Below are 18438 nucleotides of genomic sequence, written 5' to 3'. Positions count from 1 at the left end.
CACTCTCACGCTGGTGTCCGCGCACGGCCAAGATAATTGCAAAGATGGCAAGGACAATCAGAGACCCACGCATGTCGAAAGGATACTCCCGAACTCTTATCGCAATTATGAAGCCGCTCACATCTACCTGGACGGAGGTTCTGGACCATCTTGTACGGCCAACGTCCAAGCAGCTTAAGTCGTATGCCAAGCCTTAAACGAGGCCTGCTGCTGCAACACGCCTCAGTCGTCTCGAGCAGTGTCCAAAAAATGCATTTTCAACGCGCAATAGCCGAAAAAGTGCGAGCAAGCGGGCTAACAACAGCCGCTCCAAACCTGCTCTGATTCGAAGCTGGCAGAGACAGCTGAGGCACTCATGCGCGAACATGATCTCATCTCAGGAAGCTTCCTGGGCCTGACTGGAGCGGGATTTGTCCTCCTGTGCGCAAGCCTGTTTGCATTCACCTTTTTATAGAGAACCGCTAGATCGGAGCCGGCGCGGATCAAGCCACAGTTACTTTGATGTTTCGGTCTGGGCAGAGACGTGCGCTGGCCTTCTGCTCTTCGACTTCTAATTGCAATGATTTTGTTTGAAGGCGCCGTCAGGCGGAGTCTTGATGCTCCCGACCAAGAGAGGAACCCGATTCGTCCGTTTTGAACATGAACATCGGATGACCCTCCTGGCAGCGGACGGGCGATGGTGGCGCAACTGTATACTAATCGAGGCGTCCGAAACTGGCGCCCGCGTTCTTATCGACGGATCGCCAGACGTGCTGCGATCACGGCATTTTTTCTTGCTGCTTTCAACGACTGGCTTGGCGTTTCGGCGCTGCGAATTGGTCAGGCTGGACGGTTCTGAGGCGGACATTCTGTTCAAAACCGGCAACGCACCTTGCTGAAGAGACGACGTGCGCACGGCCCGACTGGTTTTCCACCCTCACGCAATGGCCCGCACGGCGCCCGAGAACAGGCTGGCCGGGCGGCTCAAACCGTAGTGATCGCGCAGACTGCTGCCCGCATAATCACGGCGGAAGAGGCCGCGCTTGCGCAAGATCGGCACGACCTGTTCGGCGAACAGGTCGAACCCGCCCGGCAGCCACGGAGGCATGACGTTGAAACCGTCGGCTGCGCCGTTCTCGAACCAGGTCTGGATGTTGTCGGCGATCTTTTCCGGGGGGCCGGCGATGACCCAATGCCCGCGCGCACCGGCGAGGCGCTGCACCAGCTGGCGGATCGTGGGCTTTTCGCGATCGATGATGTCGACGATCAGCTTGAAGCGGCTGGCAACGCCATGCGCACCGTCGGTATCGATCAGGTGACGTGGGAAGGGGCCATCGAGATCAAAGCCGGCGAGGTCGAGCCCGGTCATCTGGCGGAGCTGGGCGAGCGAGAACTCCGGCTGGATCAGCGCGTTGAACTCGTCCTGAAGCCGGTCGGCCTCCGCTTGTGTGCTGGCGATGAACGGCGAGATGCCGGGCAGGATCTTGATCTGGTCAGGGCTGCGATCGAACGCACGCGCCTGCCGTTTGATGTCGGCATAGAACTCCTGCGCGCTCGCCAACGTCTGGTGCGCCGTGAAGATGGCCTCGGCAAAGCGCGCTGCGAAGGCGCGTCCGTCCTCGGAAGAGCCGGCCTGGACATAGACGGGCCGGCCCTGCGGCGTCCGTGAGACGTTGAGCGGGCCGCGCACGCGGAAGTATTTCCCTATATGGTCGATCGCGTGGATCTTGCTGGTATCAGCGAAAATGCCGGAGACGGGGTCATTGACGAGCGCATCGTCCTCCCAGCTGTCCCATAGCGCGGTGACGACATCGAGATATTCGCGCGCCCGCTCGTACCGCTCGTGATGCGGAGGATGCTCAGGCAGGCCGAAGTTCTGCGCTGCCTGTGGCGAGCTTGTCGTCACGATGTTCCATCCTGCACGCCCGCGGCTGAGGTGATCGAGCGACGCGAACAGCCGAGCGAGATTGTAGGGTTCGGTGTAGGTGGTTGAAGCGGTCGCGATCAGGCCGATGTGCGTGGTAGCCGACGCGATCGCGGCGAGAAGCGTGATCGGCTCGAGCCGGAAGCGCTGCGCGTAGCGGACGTTATCCGAGAGCACCGGCCCGTCGGCGAAGAAGACCGCGTCGAACTTGTGCGCTTCGGCGCGTTGCGCCAGTTCCTGATAGTAGGTGACGTCGAGAATGCGGTCCGTCGTCGAGGCCTTGTGCCGCCACGCGGCCTCGTGATGACCGTCCGGATAGATGAAGAAGTTGAGGGAAAGCTGGCGTTTGCTCATCATCTGGCTCGCAATGGTTGGTTATCTCCGGATCGCGGCGTCACCGCGCGCGTTGCAGTTGACTCTATGTCGATGCTCGCAAAGCTGTCGATGTAATGAATTTGCGTTGTTGTCGGCGAAGCGAGCATGAACGATACGAGCGCGTCGCTAGCGGGAGATGAGTGCGTTCGTGCTGGTGATCAAGGCAAATGAACCGCGTCGTTTCGTGCGTCCGTTGGCTCGATTTTGCTCGTCTTCGCGCATGTGAGGCGCTCGCATGGGCCGTCATGATCGCAAATCTTTCCGTGCTCGCCGTCCCAACGAAGCGATCATTGCGCGGCGCCGAAAACAACGCTGGTTTCGTTTCATTGACTGGAGCGCCATCGCTTTTACCATCGGCAACGTCCAAGCGAGGTCGTTCACCATGCGGCAATCCGATCCAAACATCGTTCGCAATGTGGCCCGGCTAATGGTGCTGTGCGCATCGCTTCGCACTGCGGCGATGGCGGAGAGCTGTACCGCCGGGATCCGCCTGCTGCCGACTGTCTAGCCGCCGACGTGATCCCCTAGGGCCAACCAGGAAACCACCCGTCACTGTCCGCCGCCGCCGGCATGACCGGCGTATGGCGGAGCTTTGTCCACGAATTCAATGAGAGATACGATCATGAGCAACCCGATCACCATCGACAACGTCATTCCGCGCGCCGATATCGTCAAACGTGCGGCCCGGCTCGGTGCCGAAATCCGGAACGTCAAATTATCAGGCGATTTGTCCGACGACGTCATTCGCGCCATCAATCATGTGCTGCTGGAGCACAAGGTCACCTTCTTCCGCAACCAGGGGCATCTCGACGATGCCGAGCAGGAGCGCTTTGCTATCAGGCTCGGTAAGCTCGTGCCGCATCCGACGGTCGGTGCGACCAAGGGCACTTCATCGATCCTGGAGCTCGATTCAGGTCGTGGCGGCGGTCGTGCAGACCAGTGGCACACGGACGTCACCTTCGTCGATGCCTATCCGAAAATCTCGGTGCTGCGTGGCGTTGTGATCCCGCCATACGGCGGCGATACCGTGTGGTCGAACACGGCGGCGGCCTATCTCGACCTGCCGGCGCCGCTGCGCAAGCTTGCCGACGAGCTCTGGGCGGTCCACAGCAACGCTTACGACTACGCGGTGAAGACGCCCGCGAGCGAAGCGGATCGCAAGCATTTCGACGAGGTTTTTACCGGCACGATCTATGAGACGGAGCATCCGGTCGTGCGGGTTCATCCCGAAACCGGCGAACGCACCCTGGTGCTCGGCAACTTCGTGCAGCGCTTCGTCGGCTTGCCGAAATATGATGGCCAGAAGCTGTTCGAGCTTTTCCAGTCCCACATCACCGCGCCCGAGAACACCGTACGCTGGACCTGGCAGGCCGGTGACCTCGCGATCTGGGACAACCGGGCAACCCAGCACTACGCCGTCAACGATTATGGCGATCAGCACCGCGTCGTCCGCCGCGCCACCATCGATGGGGAAGTGCCTGTCAGCGTCGACGGTCGTCACAGCGTGACGCGCGTCAAGGCGCCGAAGGCGCAGGCGCCCAAGGCCGCTTGATCTCCAACACTTGACCGGGTTTGACACATGAACTCTCTGTTTCAATTTTTTCAAGCGCGGCATCGTGCTGCACGGAGCGCCGCACGGCGGCTGCTTGTCAGCGCGCTGGCATTGGGCCTTGCCGCTCCCGCCTTCGCCGAGCCGCCGCTCGACAAGAGCGAGATCCGGTATCAGGGCTGGGCGGGGCAGGTGACCTTCATCGAGCTCGCCGACGACCTCGGCTATCTGGCGCCCCTGAAGCTGAAATGGGTCGGCAACACCATCAGCGGCCCACAGGACATCCAGACCGTGGTGACCGGGGATATCGACATCGGCGGGGCTTTCTACGGCGCGATCCTCAAGCTGATCGCGGCAAAGGCGCCCATCAAGGCCGTGGTCGGCTATTACGGCTCGGACGCCAACACCTATAACGGCTACTTCGTCAGGGACGACAGCCCAATCAAGACCGCGCGCGACCTGATCGGCAAGAAGGTCGCCGTCAATACGCTCGGTGCCCATCTGGAATTTGTGCTCCGCGAATATCTCGCCCGCAACGGCTTGACATCAGCGGAAGCCAAGCAGGTGACGCTGGTCGCGATCCCGCCGGTCAGCGGTGAACAGGCCTTACGCCAGGGCCAGGTCGAAGTGAGCACCCTTAGCGGCGTGCTGCGCGACAAGGCACTGGAGCGTGGCGGCATCCACTCGCTGTTCAACGACACCGGTCTGTTCGGCAATTTCACCGGCGGCTCCTACGTCCTGCGCGACAAGTTCATCAAGGACAATCCGGAGGCCTCACGCAAGCTGATCGAGGGCATTTCGCGCGCCATCGCTTGGGCGCAGTCGACGCCGCCCGAGGAGGTGCGCGCGCGCTTCGGGCGCATCATCGCGGAGCGCAAACGTAATGAGGACGCGACGCCGATCAAATACTGGAAGAGCACGGGCGTCGCGAGCAAAGGCGGGGTGATCTCGGATGCCGAGATCCAGGTGTGGATCGACTGGCTGGAGAAGGACGGTCTGTTCAAGCCGGGCCAGGTCAAGGCCTCCGAGACCTACACCAACGCCTTCAACTATTTCCGTCCCGGCAAGACGGCGGAGGCCCAGTGACCCAAGCGAGCCCGATCAAAATCAGCTTCGAACACGTCCGCAAGGAATTCGTGACGCGCGGCGAGGGAGGCGGCCCGTTGGGCCGTTTCACCGCCCTCGAGGACATCACGCTCGATGTTCGCACTGGTGAGTTCCTGGCCCTGGTCGGTCCCAGCGGCTGCGGGAAATCGACCCTGCTCGATCTGTTGGGTGGGCTGACGACGCCGACCAGCGGCCGCATCCTGCTCGACGGGCGGCAGATCAAAGGGCCCGGCCGCGACCGCGGCATCGTGTTCCAGCAATACGCGCTGTTTCCCTGGCGCACCGCCCTGGAGAATGTCGAGTTCGGGCTCGACATCGCCGGGCTGAAGGCCGCGCAGCGACGCGAGATCGCGCGGCATTTCCTCGACCTCGTTGGCCTGTCCGGATTTGCCAGCCGCTATCCGCACGAGCTCTCCGGCGGCATGAAGCAGCGCGTCGCGATTGCCCGCAGTCTTGCTTACGATCCCGAGGTGCTGCTGATGGACGAGCCGTTTGCCGCGTTGGATGCCCAGACGCGCGAGACGCTCCAGACCGAGCTGCTGCGGATCTGGCGCGCCACCGGCAAGACCATCGTCTTTATCACCCATGGCATAGACGAGGCCGTAGCGCTTGGCCAACGCGTGGCCGTGATGACCTCGCGCCCGGGCCGGATCAAGCAAATCTTCGACATTCCGGCCTCGCTGCGCAGCGAAGATGAGGACGTGCGTTCGCTGCCGGAGTTCGGTCAGGTCAGGCACGAGATATGGAGCCTGCTCCGGGAAGAGGTGCAGAAGGCGCAGCAGGGACAATCGAGCCGCCCCGCCGATGTCCGTCGCGGCAACAGTGACGTGAAGGAGATCGCGCATGTCTAGCCTTGAAACGCTGACGCTGCTGGAGCTCGCGCATGGGCGTCCGAACGCGTTGTCAGGCGGAGATCGCGCATCCCCACGGATCGCCGGCCGGCTTCATGCTGCCCTGCGCGCGCTCGGCGCATTGGGGCATCGCTCGCTGCTGCTCATCGTGCTGCTGTCGGTGTGGGAGGTTGCCCCGCGACTTGGGGTGGTCGATCCGGTATTCCTGCCGCCGTTCTCCGAGGTGATTGCCGCCGGCTGGCAGCTCGCACAGAGCGGCGAGCTCTATGACGACGTGTCAGCAAGCCTGCTGCGTGCCTTGAGCGGGTTTCTGATCTCGGTTGCCTTGATCGTTCCGCTTGGCCTTCTCGTCGGCTGGTACGCGCGGCTCGGCAATCTCCTGAACCAGTTCATCGAAATCTGCCGTAACACCGCGCCGCTGGCGCTGCTGCCGGTCTTCATCCTGCTGCTCGGCATCGGCGAGATGTCGAAGATCACGATGGTAATCTACAGTTGCGCCTGGCCGCTGCTGCTCAACACGATCGCCGCCGTCAAGCAGGTCGATCCGCTCCTGATCAAGTCGGCGCGCACCATGGGCGCGAGCCCGCAGCAATTGTTCCGCAAGGTCATTCTTCCGGCAGCGCTTCCGACCATCTTCGTCGGCATTCGCCTCGCCAGCGCCTCTGCCATGCTGGTGCTGGTCGCCTCCGAGATGGTCGGGGCGAAGGCGGGGCTCGGCTATCTCATCATCAACAGCCAGTACAGCTTCCTGATCCCGCAGATGTATTTCGGCATCCTGGGCATCACTGTGATCGGGCTGGCGTTCAACGCTGTGCTCGAGGTGATCGAGCGGCGCTTCATGCGCTGGAAGGCGCCGGTTTCGGCGTGAGCGCGCCAATTGTAATGGTTCGAACTTGGGGACGTGTTCAATGACCAACCAAATCCATCGCGCCGAGCGTAGGTCCGCACCTTCAGGATCGGTCGAATATGATGCAGACGTGCTGGTGCTGGGTGGCGGGCCCGCGGGCACCTGGGCAGCGGTAAGCGCGGCCGAACGCGGCGCGCGTGTTGTTCTCGCCGATAAGGGCTTTTGCGGCACCTCGGGCTCGACCGCGGCGGCGGGAACCGGCGTCTGGTACGTCGATCCCACGCCGACTGACCGCGAGGCGTCGATGGCGAGCCGCGAGAAGCTCGGCGGATATCTTCAGGACCGCCGCTGGATGGTCCGCACGCTCGATCTCACTTTTCAGCAGAGCAATCGCCTCGCCGAATGGGGCTATCCCTATCCCGTGGATGACCACGGCAAGTCGCAGCGCAACTCGCTGCAAGGCCCCGAATATATGCGCTTGATGCGCAAGCGGACCAAGCAGGCCGGCGTCACCGTCCTCGATCACAGCCCGGCGCTGGAATTATTGCTCGACGAGGCCGGGGCGGTTGCGGGCGCGAGCGGCCTGCGTCGCCAGAAGCAGGATCGCTGGACCGTGCGCGCCAAAGCGGTGGTGATTGCGACCGGCGGCTGTGCGTTTCTGAGCAAGACGCTAGGTTCGAACGTGCTCACCGGTGACGGCTATCTCATGGCCGCCGAAGCCGGCGCCGAATTCAGCAGCATGGAGTTTTCCAATCCCTACGCGATCTCGCCGGCGTTCGGCTCGGTCACCAAGACGCTGTTCTATGGCTGGGCCAACTTCACCTATGAAGACGGCAGCTGGTGCTGCATCCAAAGGCGGTCGTTCCGCGATTGCCCGAGCCCTGCTTCGGGGGGCCGGTCTATGCGCGGCTCGACAAGGCCGACGCGGACGTCCAGCTGCACATGCGGGCCTCGCAACCGAATTTCTTCCTGCCCTTCGACCGCACCGGAATCGATCCGTTCAAGGATCGTTTTCCGGTTACGCTGCGACTGGAAGGCACCGTGCGTGGCACCGGCGGCCTTCGCATCGTCGACGAGACCTGCGCAACCACCGTCCCCGGGCTCTATGCCGCCGGAGATGCGGCGACGCGCGAATTGATCTGCGGTGGCTTCACCGGCGGCGGCAGCCACAACGCCGCCTGGGCGATGACGTCGGGGACGCTGGCCGGGCAGGGCGCCGCGGACTACGCGCGGCAAGCCGCTGACGGTCGAGAGCTGTCCTCGGCTGGAACGGTCGGCCTCCGGAGCCGGTCGCGGCGCGCATTCGAGCCGGCCGCGCTGGCGCGAGCCGTCCAGGACGAGGTCTTCCCCTATGAGCTGAATTATTTCCGCGAGGCCTCACGGCTCGGTGGTGCGCTGGCGCGCCTCGATGCCGCCTGGCGCGATGTCTCGGAAGCAGGCGCTGCCGGCGCGGCCGAATTGCTCCGCACGCGTGAAAGCGCGGCGATGCTGGCCACAGCGCGATGGATGTACCGCAGCGCACTGGCGCGTCAGGAAAGCCGCGGCATGCATCGTCGTGACGATTTCCCCGAGCAGGACCATCGGCAGCGCCACTACCTGACATCGGGCGGCCTTGACGAAGTCTGGACCGCCGTCCGGCCCCATGCCGAGGCGGCTTACGCGGAGGCTGCGGAATGATCGAGGTCATCGATAGCGAGCGCTGCACCTCTTGCGACATTTGTGTCGCGGTATGTCCGACCAACGTATTCGACAAAACGGACGGGCTTCCGGTGATCGCGCGGCAGAGCGATTGCCAGACCTGCTTCCTCTGCGAGCTCTATTGTCCTGAGGACGCGCTCTACGTCTCCCCTTTTGCCGATGAGACAGAGCGGGTCGATCTTGTCACCGTCAAGGAGGCCGGGGTGATGGGCAGCTATCGCCGTGCCGTCGGCTGGACCGACGAGACGAGCAATCGGCGCAACGCTGATCGCAGCTACCTCCTCTTTGTGCATTGAGGACAGTGCATGCATTCGCTCCCGCTCCGCCATCAATGCGACTAACGTTGCGGCGTAGGTGCGTAACGCGATGGAGGCAACTTCGCTGGGATCGACGCATAGATCTGATAGAAACCGTCAATGACGGTCTACTCGCAACTCAAGAATTTCATATCCAGCGCCGGGCGAGGCTCGCCTGACCCCACAGTCCGCGCGCAGGGACTTCATCGAATTCAAATAACCAGTGGGAAGGAAGCGTCTCTCACTCTATTCTGTCAGAAACCCCGGCTATTCAAGCCTTAGAGCTCCTTGTAGATCGGGATCGTCTCGGTATGTGCATCGATGACTTCGATGACTTGTCGTTGCAGCGGGAGTTCTGTCTTGCGCTCCTTCCAAAGTTTCTTGAAGCGCTGCACCGTTTCCGCAGCCGTTTCGAGCGCAAGCGTCTCCGACATCTTCGCCTTGGCAGCCAGATGCGCCAGCTCGTCCTTTGAGAATTCGGCCATCTTCTTCGTGCGCGAATAGTTCAACGCCATCTTGTCGTCCGGGATGTACGCAATAGTCGAGAGCAGATCGTAGGCGGGCGACAGGACGGGTGTCCGCCCATCAGGGTAGATCAATGACCAGTTCTTCAGGTGCATGTCGGCGTTGCCGATCAGTGTGCTGAATACGAGTCGTCGGACGAACTCGGCGAGGTCGGCCTCACCAGTCTCAATGCCGAGGACACGCGCGATGCTTCGGTAATTCGCCTTGTCGTATTTTTCATCCGGAAAGACGCCGAATACCTGAGCGAAATCCTCCATGTGGACCGGAGCATCAGCCGTGCGGTCGAACCGCTTCACGGCAAACGCCCGCCCCTCGAGTTCGCCGATTCCGTCCGGAAGACCTTTGATTGCCTCGACGTCGATCAGTTGAAGCTCGGGCACATCCATGCCGATGTCCTTCGCCAGGGTCATCATGGAGTATTCGTTCTCAGGCACGCCGATATACTGATGTGACGGTAGCTTGACGATCCATGAACCGCCGACACCTTCGACCGGAATAGTGAGTCCGCCCTTCTTGGGATCATTCTTGAGCGCGGAGAACTTCAGCTGCACGCCCGCAAGCGAGAAGCGCATCATGTTCTGCCGTTTATCGGGCGTAAGATTCTCCTCGACCTGGGGGGGCAGCGCGTCTCCATCGGCCGGGTGGACCGACAGGGCACCCGGAAGGTCTCGGCCCAGCATCCACAGGAGGAAGAACTCGCGCCGTTCCTTCACGCCCGCCCGTTCCGCAAGATAGCGACGAAGCGGCCCTTCCGGCAGAAGATTGGAGAAGAATGGCGCGAGAACTTGTTGATACGGTTTGAACGAGGTGAGCAGATTCCCGAACGAGTCCTTGAAAGACAGGCTCAAGGTGGAACGGTGGGCGTCATCGATGTAGGTCTGATTGAAGGCGAGCAGCGAACGATCGCCCTGCACGAGTGTGAGAGTCGCGATCGGGGTATCGTGCAGGTGGACATTTAGAACGGATACGTCAGGCATCGTCGTCCTCATCGTCGAGAGCGTAGGCGGGGCGAGGGGCTTCTTCGGGATGAGCGACCCTGTTGCGTACACCCTGTAACGCGCCTGCAGAATCTTCCAGCAGAGCCCTGGGTATAGGTTCGACGCTATAGGGACGCAGGCTCTCGACGATATCTGAGACAAGTGCCAGGTCGGTTTTTGAAAGATGGACCTGTTTCAGAAAGCGAAAATATTCGGCGATGCGGTCGAGGGTGGCTGAACTGCCATAGCGTTTCCTTTGACCAGAGACGATGCGTTCGGCCTTGCTGAAGACATCCGACGATCCTTGTTCGGACGAGAATTCGGCAGCGTTTGATCGCAGTAAGCCCTCTATCGCGGGAAGAAGTTTCTTCGGCACAAGGACGAGCTCCAGGTCGAGCGCCCGCGCCATCTGCATGAAGCTCGACAGGCCCGGTTCGAGGCGACTGGTCTCGATTTGCGAGATGTGCGCCTGGGTCATACCCGCGCGGGCCGCCAGCGCGCGTTGGCTCATGCCCGCCTTTGCGCGCTGAGCGGAGGCGGCTTTGATGAGCTCTTCACTTTGGTAAGTCACAATATATTATCCTGATCAAATAAGTCATTCGATCTGTATTATATATCGAAACGCCGACATGTCTCAAGCTGACCGATCAGTATTGTTATCAAGCAGCCATCATGATAAGTAAAATTATCGATGAAGCGCGGACGAATTTCGCTTGCGCGCGGCCTTCGCCGGGCCGGCTCTTGACTAGGCCGCCCGGCCCAGGCCCTGCGGCGTTCCCGCCCGCGCAAGAAACTGCGAAAAACCTAGCTGCCTAGACGATCATCGCTGCCATAGCCGAGAGGCGAACGGATCCATCGTGGACCGATAACGAAAGAGACTTTGAGAGCCTCAGATCCATCAACCCGCTTTGCAAAGGCCGGAACTCATAAACACGAGGGAATTGCTTCCTTGCGAACCAAAATAAAGCCTCAGCGATCGCGGTGTGTTATGGTTTTTTGCAACAACCCAAAATATAACTAGCAAAATTAGCCTCTTAGTTTGGGTTCCATGAAGCGTAGCGATCTCAGCCGCACCATCCGGGAAACCCTAAAACGGCTTCCGCCACCCTACGATTCCCACTACGGGATCGTTCCACCGGCACCTCCAGAGGACGGCGTATTCGCCCCCGGTGCAGCGAAAGCCCTGGAAGCGGCACAAGCGGCATTCGGGACGGTCAACGCCATCCTTACCAGGCGCGAGGCGGTCAGTTCCTCGTCGATCGAAGGCACCCAGAGCACTCTCGACGAACTGCTTTCCGTCGAAGAGACGGGCGATGACGGCGCCCGCAACGAGGCACGCCAGGTCTGCAGCTACGCCGTCGCCCTCGATAGGTTTGTCCCGCGGGCCACCGAGCTTGGCTACGGCGTCTTCACTATTGATCGATCAAGGATCTCCATCGCGCGTGATGAAGGACGACCCGGATTATCAGGACGATCCCGGCGACTTCCGAACGCGCGTAGTCTGGATCGGCGGGAACAAAGACATCGCATATTCAAGTATAAATCCTCCACCCCCACCCGACGTGCCAGATTGCCTCGCTCAGGCGGTCGACTACCTCCGGAACGAGGGCATGCAGCAGATGACTCAAGGGTTCATCACGCGCATGGCCATTGCGCACGCCCATTTCGAAGCGGTACACCCCTTTCGCGCCGGCAACGGTCGCGTGGGTCGTCTCCTCCTCCCGCTCATGATGGCGGCGGAGAAGCGTGTACCGCTGTACCTTTCTCCCTACATCGAAAGCAAGAAGGGCACGTACTACGCATCCCTCAAGAACGCCCAGCAGCGGCTCGACTGGGAGCCGATCATCACGTTCATGGCCGACGCCGTGACCGCCACCGTTGAAGAGCTCATCCGCACCCGGCAGGCGCTGTCGGAGTTGTCCGAACGCTGGAGGGGTCGCCGGAAATTCCGTAAGGGTTTCTGCGGCTCTTCGGGCGCTGGACGAGCTTCACAACTATCCGGTCGTGACGGCGAAACGGCTCCGCGAACTTCTCGACATCTCTACCGCCCAGATCAACCAGGGCATCGCGCAGCTGGAAGAGGTGGGCATCCTACGGGAGCGGACCGGCTACGCGCGCAACCGCGTACGCCGCCTCGGAGGCGCTTGCCATCATCAACCGCCCGTTCGGCGAAGAGCCGGTTCTCGCAAACGTCAGTCCCGAGGTCGGTCCTGACAAGATCTCGGTCGGCCCCAAGGGGCCATAGAGCGAATTCCGGAAGATGGCTGCGGCTCAGAATCGAAGAGGCGCTCCGGCTGCTTCATCGAAATAAATCCGTTCTCTTATGCCGGTATTGGCGGATGAAAAATTTAGAACTGGCAAATTTGGAACTATGGGCAGGCAAACTATGCCGCGAGAGCTAAGCGGATCGTCCAGGTGGTCCACGGCCATGGATGCTCGCGTCATGTTCAACCGCGGCCTTCTTCGCATCCGTCGCAACTGGCCGACCACTGTCCACGCCGCCGGCCTTTATTCGGTATTGGCTATCCGTTGAGCCTACGGCTGGCCGTCTGACAACGAACTCGGCCCCCGCAACCGAATTGCTGCCGGAGCCGGAATTCACCTCGTCCAAATGCTTTCGCCATCAAACTGCAATCCCACGCCTCGTTCCATCGAACGTGGCTCACGGTGCTGTCGACGCAGATCAAGGCGCGCAGGCTCGGAGTGCCGAGGAGTCCGGGGGTGCAACGTAACAGTGCCGGGGACCACGCTCGTGCCGATCGGCAGAATTCAACCTGCGTCTCGGCATGTCGCTTTGAACAGCGTCAACATCGCATCGGCCCACATAGCGGTGCCCATTCCGCAATGCGTCCGTCTGATCGTATTGCGGTCTTTTTCGAATGAACTCAGAGCCTTGATTTAGGCTGCTTCTCCTATGAGTCTCTTCGCGGCCTGAGTTAGGAGGCCCGATCTCGTAAAGCCGTGCGCTTCAGCATATTTGTCGATCTGATTCAGAACGTCCTCAGGAAGGGTGACATTCACACGTATAGCCTTTGGTTGTTCGGGTTTGACCGACACCAAAATAGCTACCCCAGTTCGATGATCAGGATCTGCCATAACATCCTCTAGAGTAGAGGGCTCCGGAATGGCTTCTCCATCTTCAGCAAGACCCTCGATATGAAGGGTGAGGGCTTCCTCTGCCATAGCACGAGCGTCATCAAGGCTTTTGCCTGCCGTGATCACTCCGGGGAAGTCTGGAAATGAGACGCCGAAATCGCTGTCGGCATCCTTATGGATAAGACCAATATAGTTACGCATGGCGCTTACCTCAGTTTGAGACCTGACTGCTTTTCAATACTCTTCAGTGTCCCGAGTGGGACATCCCGTTCGGGGTGCGGAACAATTACGCGACCCTTCTTGAATGGATGTTTGAACTGCACATGGCTGCCTTTCCGGCCCACCTCAAACCATCCATCCCCTTGAAGGATCGAGATAATTTCCCGGCTTTTCATAGTGTGTATTTATACACACTATGTGTAGACTGTCAACCCAATGGTAACCGGTATGAGCTCCCACGTCTGCAGTGATCAGCCTGTGCGAGCGTAGCGGGTCGGCATCCAGTACTGACGCATGGCCTCGACGACGTCCGGAATGTCGGCATGGGCGTTGCGCAGGAATTCCTCGGTCTCGCGGCCTTTCCTTGGTGGTCCAAGCAGTGGACGCCCTTGATCGTCGACGCAATGCAGCAGGATGGGCAGGAGCAAGCCGTGGTGTATGTTGCTGACGTCGAGCAGTGGGCCCCAGGCTGATAGTCGCAACCGCATGGCGGCATGGAATCCCTGACACCACGGCCGCGCATCAACGTCGCCATTCGGCTTGCGGCCATGGACCGGTGCGAACCGATGTGGTGCGGTGGAAAGAACATTACTGATGTCGTTGTGGCGCAGCGCGACGGCCGAAATCGCGGCGAACTCCGGCGTGCCGCCATGGTTGAATGCGTCGGCGTCGATGGCGAGCAGCGGACAGATCCAGTCGAGCGGACTCATCGACACCGGCCCGGCCACGATCGCGGCGACATAGCCGTCGAGCATGGGAAGACTGGTGGCGACGGGATGCTGCTCGGCACGAGCCTGTAGCCAAGGCTCAAGTTCGTCGAGCGGCATCGCGGCTGCCGCCATCGATGATGAAGATGATGAACGGCGGCGGCGGGTCATGCGGCCACCCGTGCGCTGAGCTCGCGGGTCGCCTTCCAGTTCCAGGGGAGAAGTTCGTGCAGCTGGTGGCTCTTGGTCTGACCGGAGACGATGCGCTCCAGCACATCGGCCAGATAGGCCTGCGGATCGAGTTCGTGGAGCTTTGCCGTATTGACCAGCGACGCAAGGATTGCCCAGCTCTCGGCGCCGCCCTCGCTGCCGCTGAACAATGAGTTACGGCGCCCCATCGCAATCGGGCGCATTGAACGCTCGACGGTGTTGCTGTCGACCTCGACGCGGCCATCGCGGAGAAATAGCGTCAGTCCGTCCCAGTGATTGAGCGTATAGTTGATGGCCTCCACTAGCTTCGATTGGGAGAACAGGTGGTCGAGCATCGAGGTCAGTCGCGCCTTCAGCACCTCCATCAGCGGTGCGGACCTGGTGCGGCGGGCGGCAAGCCGCTGTTCGGCGCTCAAGCCACGGATCTCGGCCTCGATGGCGTAGACCGCTTGCAGGCGCTCGATCACTTCGTGAGCGAACGGCGACTGCATCGTCTTGTACACCTCGACGAATTTGCGTCGGGCATGCGCGAGACAAAAAGCCAGCTGGATCGCCCCGCCTTGACCGCGGGCAAGCGCTTTGTAGGCGGCATAGCCATCCACCTGCAGAATGCCGGAGAAGCCGGCCAATTGCCCGGCGATCTCCTCGGTGCCGCGGCCATCCGCAAACACATAGGCGACCGCCGGCGGCGATGGGCCACCCCATGGGCGATCATCCATCGCATGCGCCCAGAACTGGCAGATACGAGTGCGATGTCGTCCGGGATCGAGCACCGGCATCGGCGTCTCGTCGCAGAACAGCCGCGGCGAAGCCTGGATCGTCCGCAGCTGAAGCTCATAAAGACTCTTAAGCCACCATGCCGCACGCTTCACCCAGCCGGCGAGCGTCGCGCGGTCGAGATGAAGGCCCTGACCGGCCAGGATCTGCACCTGGCGGTACAGCGGCAGATACCAGGCGAACTTCGAGATCACCACGTGAGCCACGAGTGCCGTCGATGCCATGCCGCTGTCGATCAGACGCGGCAGCACCTTCGCCTGCACCACGCCGTCGGTGCAGCCGCGGCAGGCGTATTTGGGACGAATCGTGCGCAGTACCCGCAGGATCGCCGGGATCACGTCCAGTACCTCGCTCACATCCTCGCCGATCCGGTGCAGAAGGCCCTGGCAGCACGGGCACGCTGTCGTGTCTGGCTCGAGCACCTGCTCGCAGCGAGGCAAATGCTTGGGTAGCGCGCCGATGTTGCGCCTCGCCTTCTTGCGCGGCTTCCCAGCCGGCTTCGTCGCAGGCAAATCGTCGTTGGCTGGCGCAGGTGATGTGACGCCAGTCGCGAGATCGTCCAGTTCGAGCGCGAGCTGCTCGGCCACGATCGCCGCCAGCCGCTCTGAGCGCTTGCCGAAGATCATCTCCTTCAGCGTCTGCATCGCCACACGTAGCTTCTCGTTCTCGGCGTCAAGCGCGAGCACCATCTCGGCCAGAGCCGCTGCATCGGTCGGAAGAGCTTCGGGACGAATCGCCATGATCGAACGATATATCCGCCCATCACAGGCTCCAGCAAAATCTTCGCCTCTCAGCCGACAACGGCCGGCTGCTTCACAGGCTTGTGTGAAACACGCGTCCACTCAAGTCCGTCGAGCAGCATCGCGAGTTGTGTCGCACTCAGATGCACCACGCCGTCGCGGACCGGCGGCCAGGTGAAGTGTCCCTGGTGCAGCCACTTCGTCACCAGCACCATGCCGCTACCATCCCATGCCAGAAGCTTCACTCTGTCCGCGCGCTTGCTGCGGAACACGAAGATGTCGCCGCAATACGAGGTTCGCGTGCAACGCTTCGCTCACCAGCGCCGACAGCGTGTGCACCGACTTGCGAAAGTCGACTGGCTGTGCCGCCAGCACCACCTTGAGGTCAGACCGTAATGCAATCAACGGATGCCCCGAAGCGCCGATAGCACTGTCGAAAGCGTCGCCAGCTCCACTCCGGGCTCGACCCGGATGCGTGCCCCGCCCAGCTCGATCTCGATCATTCCGCCAAGCTTGCCTGGAGCCGATGCCATCTGCGGCGGCACCTTATGCGCGCACGCTAACCGGTCCGACTCGTCTGCCGTCGCCGGACCGCTCTCGGAAGCGATCCGGACCGGCACGAAGCCTGGCGCCTGAAAGCTCACTGCCGTCGCGAACTTGCGCCGCCACACCGTCAGCAACCCACGGACAACGCCATGGCGCCGAGCGACCTCGGAAATATTGGCCCCTTCCTCGAAGCTCTCGGCCACGATCCGAGCCTTCTCTTCAGCCGTCCAGCGCCGTCGTCGACGCTGCCCTGTGATCACCTCGATCCGACGATAGGAGCCGCTTTCCTGCCTGGCATCAAGCCTGGCTTCATGCATGGCATCTGCCATAGCCCACCTCCAAAAAACAGTTCATGCCAGGCTGTATCGCAGCTCATTCGCGCGATGCCCAGGTGGGGGGCTCATGCCGGTTACACCCAATGTTGACCCCAGGGTTCCGCCTTCGATACCGGAATTTCTGAGGCGGCGGTAACAGGACCGAATCTGCAGCGGGCTGGCGTGTGGCTCTAAGCGGTTGGCTGATACAGTGTTGGAAACCAACGATCGACAACCGCAGTTGGGAAGCCGAGCTTCACCGGCGAGCGTGTTGTGGACGAGACGAGGTAACCCTTTTCAATAAGGGAGTTGAGCACCGCCCGCGCCTGGCGCTCTTTGTAGCCGGTGAGGCCGCGCGCAGGGCCCCGAGCATATTCGCCCGCCATGACCGCTTCGCGCAGCAAAGGCCATGAACCCTTTGGAAGGCGCTTTGCACGCGTCTCCTCCTCGGTCCAAATCTCCATCCGCCTCAGTAATTCTTCCGGCTCCAAAAGCCCGGCCATGAAGTTGACCTGGTCAACACAGGTGGCCAGGAAGAATTTGCAGAAATCAAGAAGCCCTGCCATCGTAAGATTGCCTCGGCTATCGAGGTCGCCGCGACGCGGCTCGTCAGCAGCCTGCAGATAGGCGTGGTATTCCTCGTGAAGCCAAGTCAGTCGATTACCTCCACGCTTTCCTATTCGATCGCATCAAAGTCGATCGCCCCTTCGTCGCGGAGCTTGGAACCAACCAGCGCTCCGACGCGATCATGCGTGCCATCGTGAGCAGGACCAGGAGTCTTGGAATACCGCTGCTGGCCGAGGGTATCGAAACGGAGCAGCAATGGTCGTGGTTGCCCAAACTCGGCTGCAACGCAGCACAAGGCTATTTGATCGGTAGGCTAAAACTGCCACACGCCGTTTTGTCCCACATGATGAGTGGCAGGTCACGTCGACGAAAGATGGGGCTTGGGCACTCCGTGTAATGCACATTGTAGCATACCGTTCGGGACCGTGAAGATCATGAAGTCTGCTTGATTTGCCGATGACAGCAGATCTTTCTGGTCGCTTTCCGTGACGCGCCTTTTCTTATCATTTTTCGAAATAATTTCGATCGGGAAGTGGGCATTGCGACGACGGCGCCGGAAGGCGCGCGACCAAAAAATTCGACGGTTGCGGGCGAGGGGGCCAGACGGCTTGGCCGGCAGGTCACTACACCCCGAAACACGCCAGTTGGCTCATCATGGTCGAGTGCGAGATCAGCGTGTTTCAGCGCCAGTGTCTTGGCCGCCGCATCGACGACCCCAAAAGGTCCCGAAACGAGATCGCAGCATGGCAAAGCCGGCGAAGCAAAACTCGAGCTCGCATCAAGTGGATGTTCGCAACCTGACAAAGCACGCGCCAAACTCGGCCGCGCCTATCCAGCCACCGCAAAGAGTCAAAATCACTGAGCTGAACCACTAGGTGCTCGCGCATTTTAGTCGTTCCAAAAAACGTTAGGGTGATCCCGCTCAAATTTCGGAGTTTCAGTCGTTTCCGACACCGATAAGCCGGGCTAGTAAGAGCAATAACCAGAAGGCACCGTTCATTCGAACACTCCCTTCTTCTCTACGCCGAAACGACGCACTCCATCCTGCTTCGATCCGTCGCGGAACGAGGAGCGGAGCTCCTCGCCGGGGGCGCTCGGGAACGGCATGCATGCCTATCTGTAGGTTCAATCCTA

17 protein-coding genes and 4 pseudogenes are annotated in these 18438 nt (G+C 61.0%); 11 read left to right on the top strand and 10 right to left on the bottom strand.

What is annotated here, in order from left to right; translation table 11 throughout:
- Positions 1-916: 916 nt before the first annotated feature.
- Positions 917-2260 (bottom strand): LLM class flavin-dependent oxidoreductase, encoded by a 1344-nt coding sequence (locus XH83_RS38325; RefSeq protein WP_128929947.1) that lies wholly within the window; start codon positions 2258-2260, stop codon positions 917-919.
- 253 nt (positions 2261-2513) lie between these two features.
- On the opposite strand from XH83_RS38325, the gene XH83_RS38320 reads away from it, so the two are divergent.
- From XH83_RS38320 to XH83_RS38290, 7 genes and pseudogenes are all read left to right on the top strand, one after another.
- A complete protein-coding gene (locus XH83_RS38320) occupies positions 2514-2786 on the top strand; it encodes a hypothetical protein (protein WP_128929948.1) in 273 nt (90 codons plus the stop codon).
- 114 nt (positions 2787-2900) lie between these two features.
- Positions 2901-3830 carry a TauD/TfdA family dioxygenase gene (locus XH83_RS38315; protein ID WP_128929949.1) on the top strand — a complete coding sequence of 310 codons (930 nt, stop codon included), beginning with the start codon at positions 2901-2903 and terminating at the stop codon, positions 3828-3830.
- A gap of 27 nt (positions 3831-3857) precedes the next feature.
- Complete coding sequence (locus XH83_RS38310; RefSeq protein ID WP_128929950.1) at positions 3858-4913, top strand: ABC transporter substrate-binding protein; 1056 nt, start codon at positions 3858-3860, stop codon at positions 4911-4913.
- A complete protein-coding gene (locus XH83_RS38305; RefSeq protein WP_206733218.1) occupies positions 4910-5785 on the top strand; it encodes an ABC transporter ATP-binding protein in 876 nt (291 codons plus the stop codon). Before XH83_RS38310 ends, XH83_RS38305 begins: the two co-directional genes overlap by 4 nt.
- Positions 5778-6653, top strand: a complete 876-nt coding sequence (locus XH83_RS38300; protein WP_128929951.1) for an ABC transporter permease — start codon at positions 5778-5780, stop codon at positions 6651-6653. Before XH83_RS38305 ends, XH83_RS38300 begins: the two co-directional genes overlap by 8 nt.
- A gap of 40 nt (positions 6654-6693) precedes the next feature.
- Positions 6694-8309 (top strand): annotated as a pseudogene (locus tag XH83_RS38295) (FAD-dependent oxidoreductase).
- The gene (locus XH83_RS38290) at positions 8306-8626 is read left to right on the top strand and encodes a ferredoxin family protein (protein WP_128929952.1); all 321 of its coding nucleotides are present in this window, start codon (positions 8306-8308) and stop codon (positions 8624-8626) included. Before XH83_RS38295 ends, XH83_RS38290 begins: the two are co-directional and overlap by 4 nt.
- Before the next feature lie 278 nt (positions 8627-8904).
- Here the strand turns inward: XH83_RS38290 and XH83_RS38285 are convergent, their stop codons facing one another.
- Both XH83_RS38285 and XH83_RS38280 read right to left on the bottom strand, forming a co-directional pair.
- The gene (locus XH83_RS38285; RefSeq protein ID WP_128929953.1) at positions 8905-10128 is read right to left on the bottom strand and encodes a type II toxin-antitoxin system HipA family toxin; all 1224 of its coding nucleotides are present in this window, start codon (positions 10126-10128) and stop codon (positions 8905-8907) included.
- Entirely contained in the window at positions 10121-10639 is a 519-nt protein-coding gene (locus XH83_RS38280; RefSeq protein ID WP_249798546.1) for a helix-turn-helix transcriptional regulator, read from the bottom strand. The genes XH83_RS38285 and XH83_RS38280 overlap by 8 nt, the downstream gene beginning before the upstream one ends.
- Before the next feature lie 537 nt (positions 10640-11176).
- On the opposite strand from XH83_RS38280, the pseudogene XH83_RS40060 reads away from it, so the two are divergent.
- Positions 11177-11437, top strand: a pseudogene (locus tag XH83_RS40060) (Fic/DOC family N-terminal domain-containing protein); the annotation flags it as partial.
- Positions 11438-11441: 4 nt separating this feature from the next.
- Positions 11442-12530, top strand: coding sequence for a Fic family protein (locus XH83_RS40055; protein WP_308421745.1), 1089 nt, complete (start codon positions 11442-11444; stop codon positions 12528-12530).
- A 496-nt stretch (positions 12531-13026) separates the two neighbouring features.
- On the opposite strand, the gene XH83_RS38270 is transcribed toward XH83_RS40055, so the two are convergent.
- The 7 genes and pseudogenes from XH83_RS38270 to XH83_RS38240 form a co-directional block, all read right to left on the bottom strand.
- Positions 13027-13425, bottom strand: coding sequence for a type II toxin-antitoxin system HicB family antitoxin (locus XH83_RS38270; RefSeq protein ID WP_128929955.1), 399 nt, complete (start codon positions 13423-13425; stop codon positions 13027-13029).
- 5 nt (positions 13426-13430) lie between these two features.
- Positions 13431-13619 carry a type II toxin-antitoxin system HicA family toxin gene (locus XH83_RS38265; RefSeq protein ID WP_128929956.1) on the bottom strand — a complete coding sequence of 63 codons (189 nt, stop codon included), beginning with the start codon at positions 13617-13619 and terminating at the stop codon, positions 13431-13433.
- A gap of 75 nt (positions 13620-13694) precedes the next feature.
- Positions 13695-14321 carry a UPF0149 family protein gene (locus XH83_RS38260; protein ID WP_232995571.1) on the bottom strand — a complete coding sequence of 209 codons (627 nt, stop codon included), beginning with the start codon at positions 14319-14321 and terminating at the stop codon, positions 13695-13697.
- Positions 14318-15877, bottom strand: a complete 1560-nt coding sequence (locus tag XH83_RS38255; protein WP_128929539.1) for an IS66 family transposase — start codon at positions 15875-15877, stop codon at positions 14318-14320. The genes XH83_RS38260 and XH83_RS38255 overlap by 4 nt, the downstream gene beginning before the upstream one ends.
- Before the next feature lie 50 nt (positions 15878-15927).
- Positions 15928-16282: pseudogene (gene tnpB, locus XH83_RS38250) on the bottom strand (IS66 family insertion sequence element accessory protein TnpB).
- Positions 16279-16752 (bottom strand): transposase, encoded by a 474-nt coding sequence (locus XH83_RS40550; protein WP_128929538.1) that lies wholly within the window; start codon positions 16750-16752, stop codon positions 16279-16281. Before XH83_RS40550 ends, tnpB begins: the two are co-directional and overlap by 4 nt.
- Before the next feature lie 176 nt (positions 16753-16928).
- The gene (locus XH83_RS38240) at positions 16929-17303 is read right to left on the bottom strand and encodes a hypothetical protein (protein ID WP_188637391.1); all 375 of its coding nucleotides are present in this window, start codon (positions 17301-17303) and stop codon (positions 16929-16931) included.
- Between the two features lie 68 nt (positions 17304-17371).
- Here XH83_RS38240 and XH83_RS38235 point away from each other — a divergent pair, with 68 nt between their 5' ends.
- A complete protein-coding gene (locus XH83_RS38235; protein ID WP_128930197.1) occupies positions 17372-17701 on the top strand; it encodes an EAL domain-containing protein in 330 nt (109 codons plus the stop codon).
- A 224-nt stretch (positions 17702-17925) separates the two neighbouring features.
- Positions 17926-18166: pseudogene (locus XH83_RS40045) on the top strand (IS630 family transposase); the annotation flags it as partial.
- Positions 18167-18438: the final 272 nt, after the last annotated feature.

This window comes from Bradyrhizobium sp. CCBAU 53351 (assembly GCF_015291745.1).
Taxonomy (GTDB): Bacteria; Pseudomonadota; Alphaproteobacteria; order Rhizobiales; family Xanthobacteraceae; genus Bradyrhizobium.
Note: the sequence above shows the minus strand (reverse complement) of the source record. Positions and strands in the feature narration are given on the sequence as shown.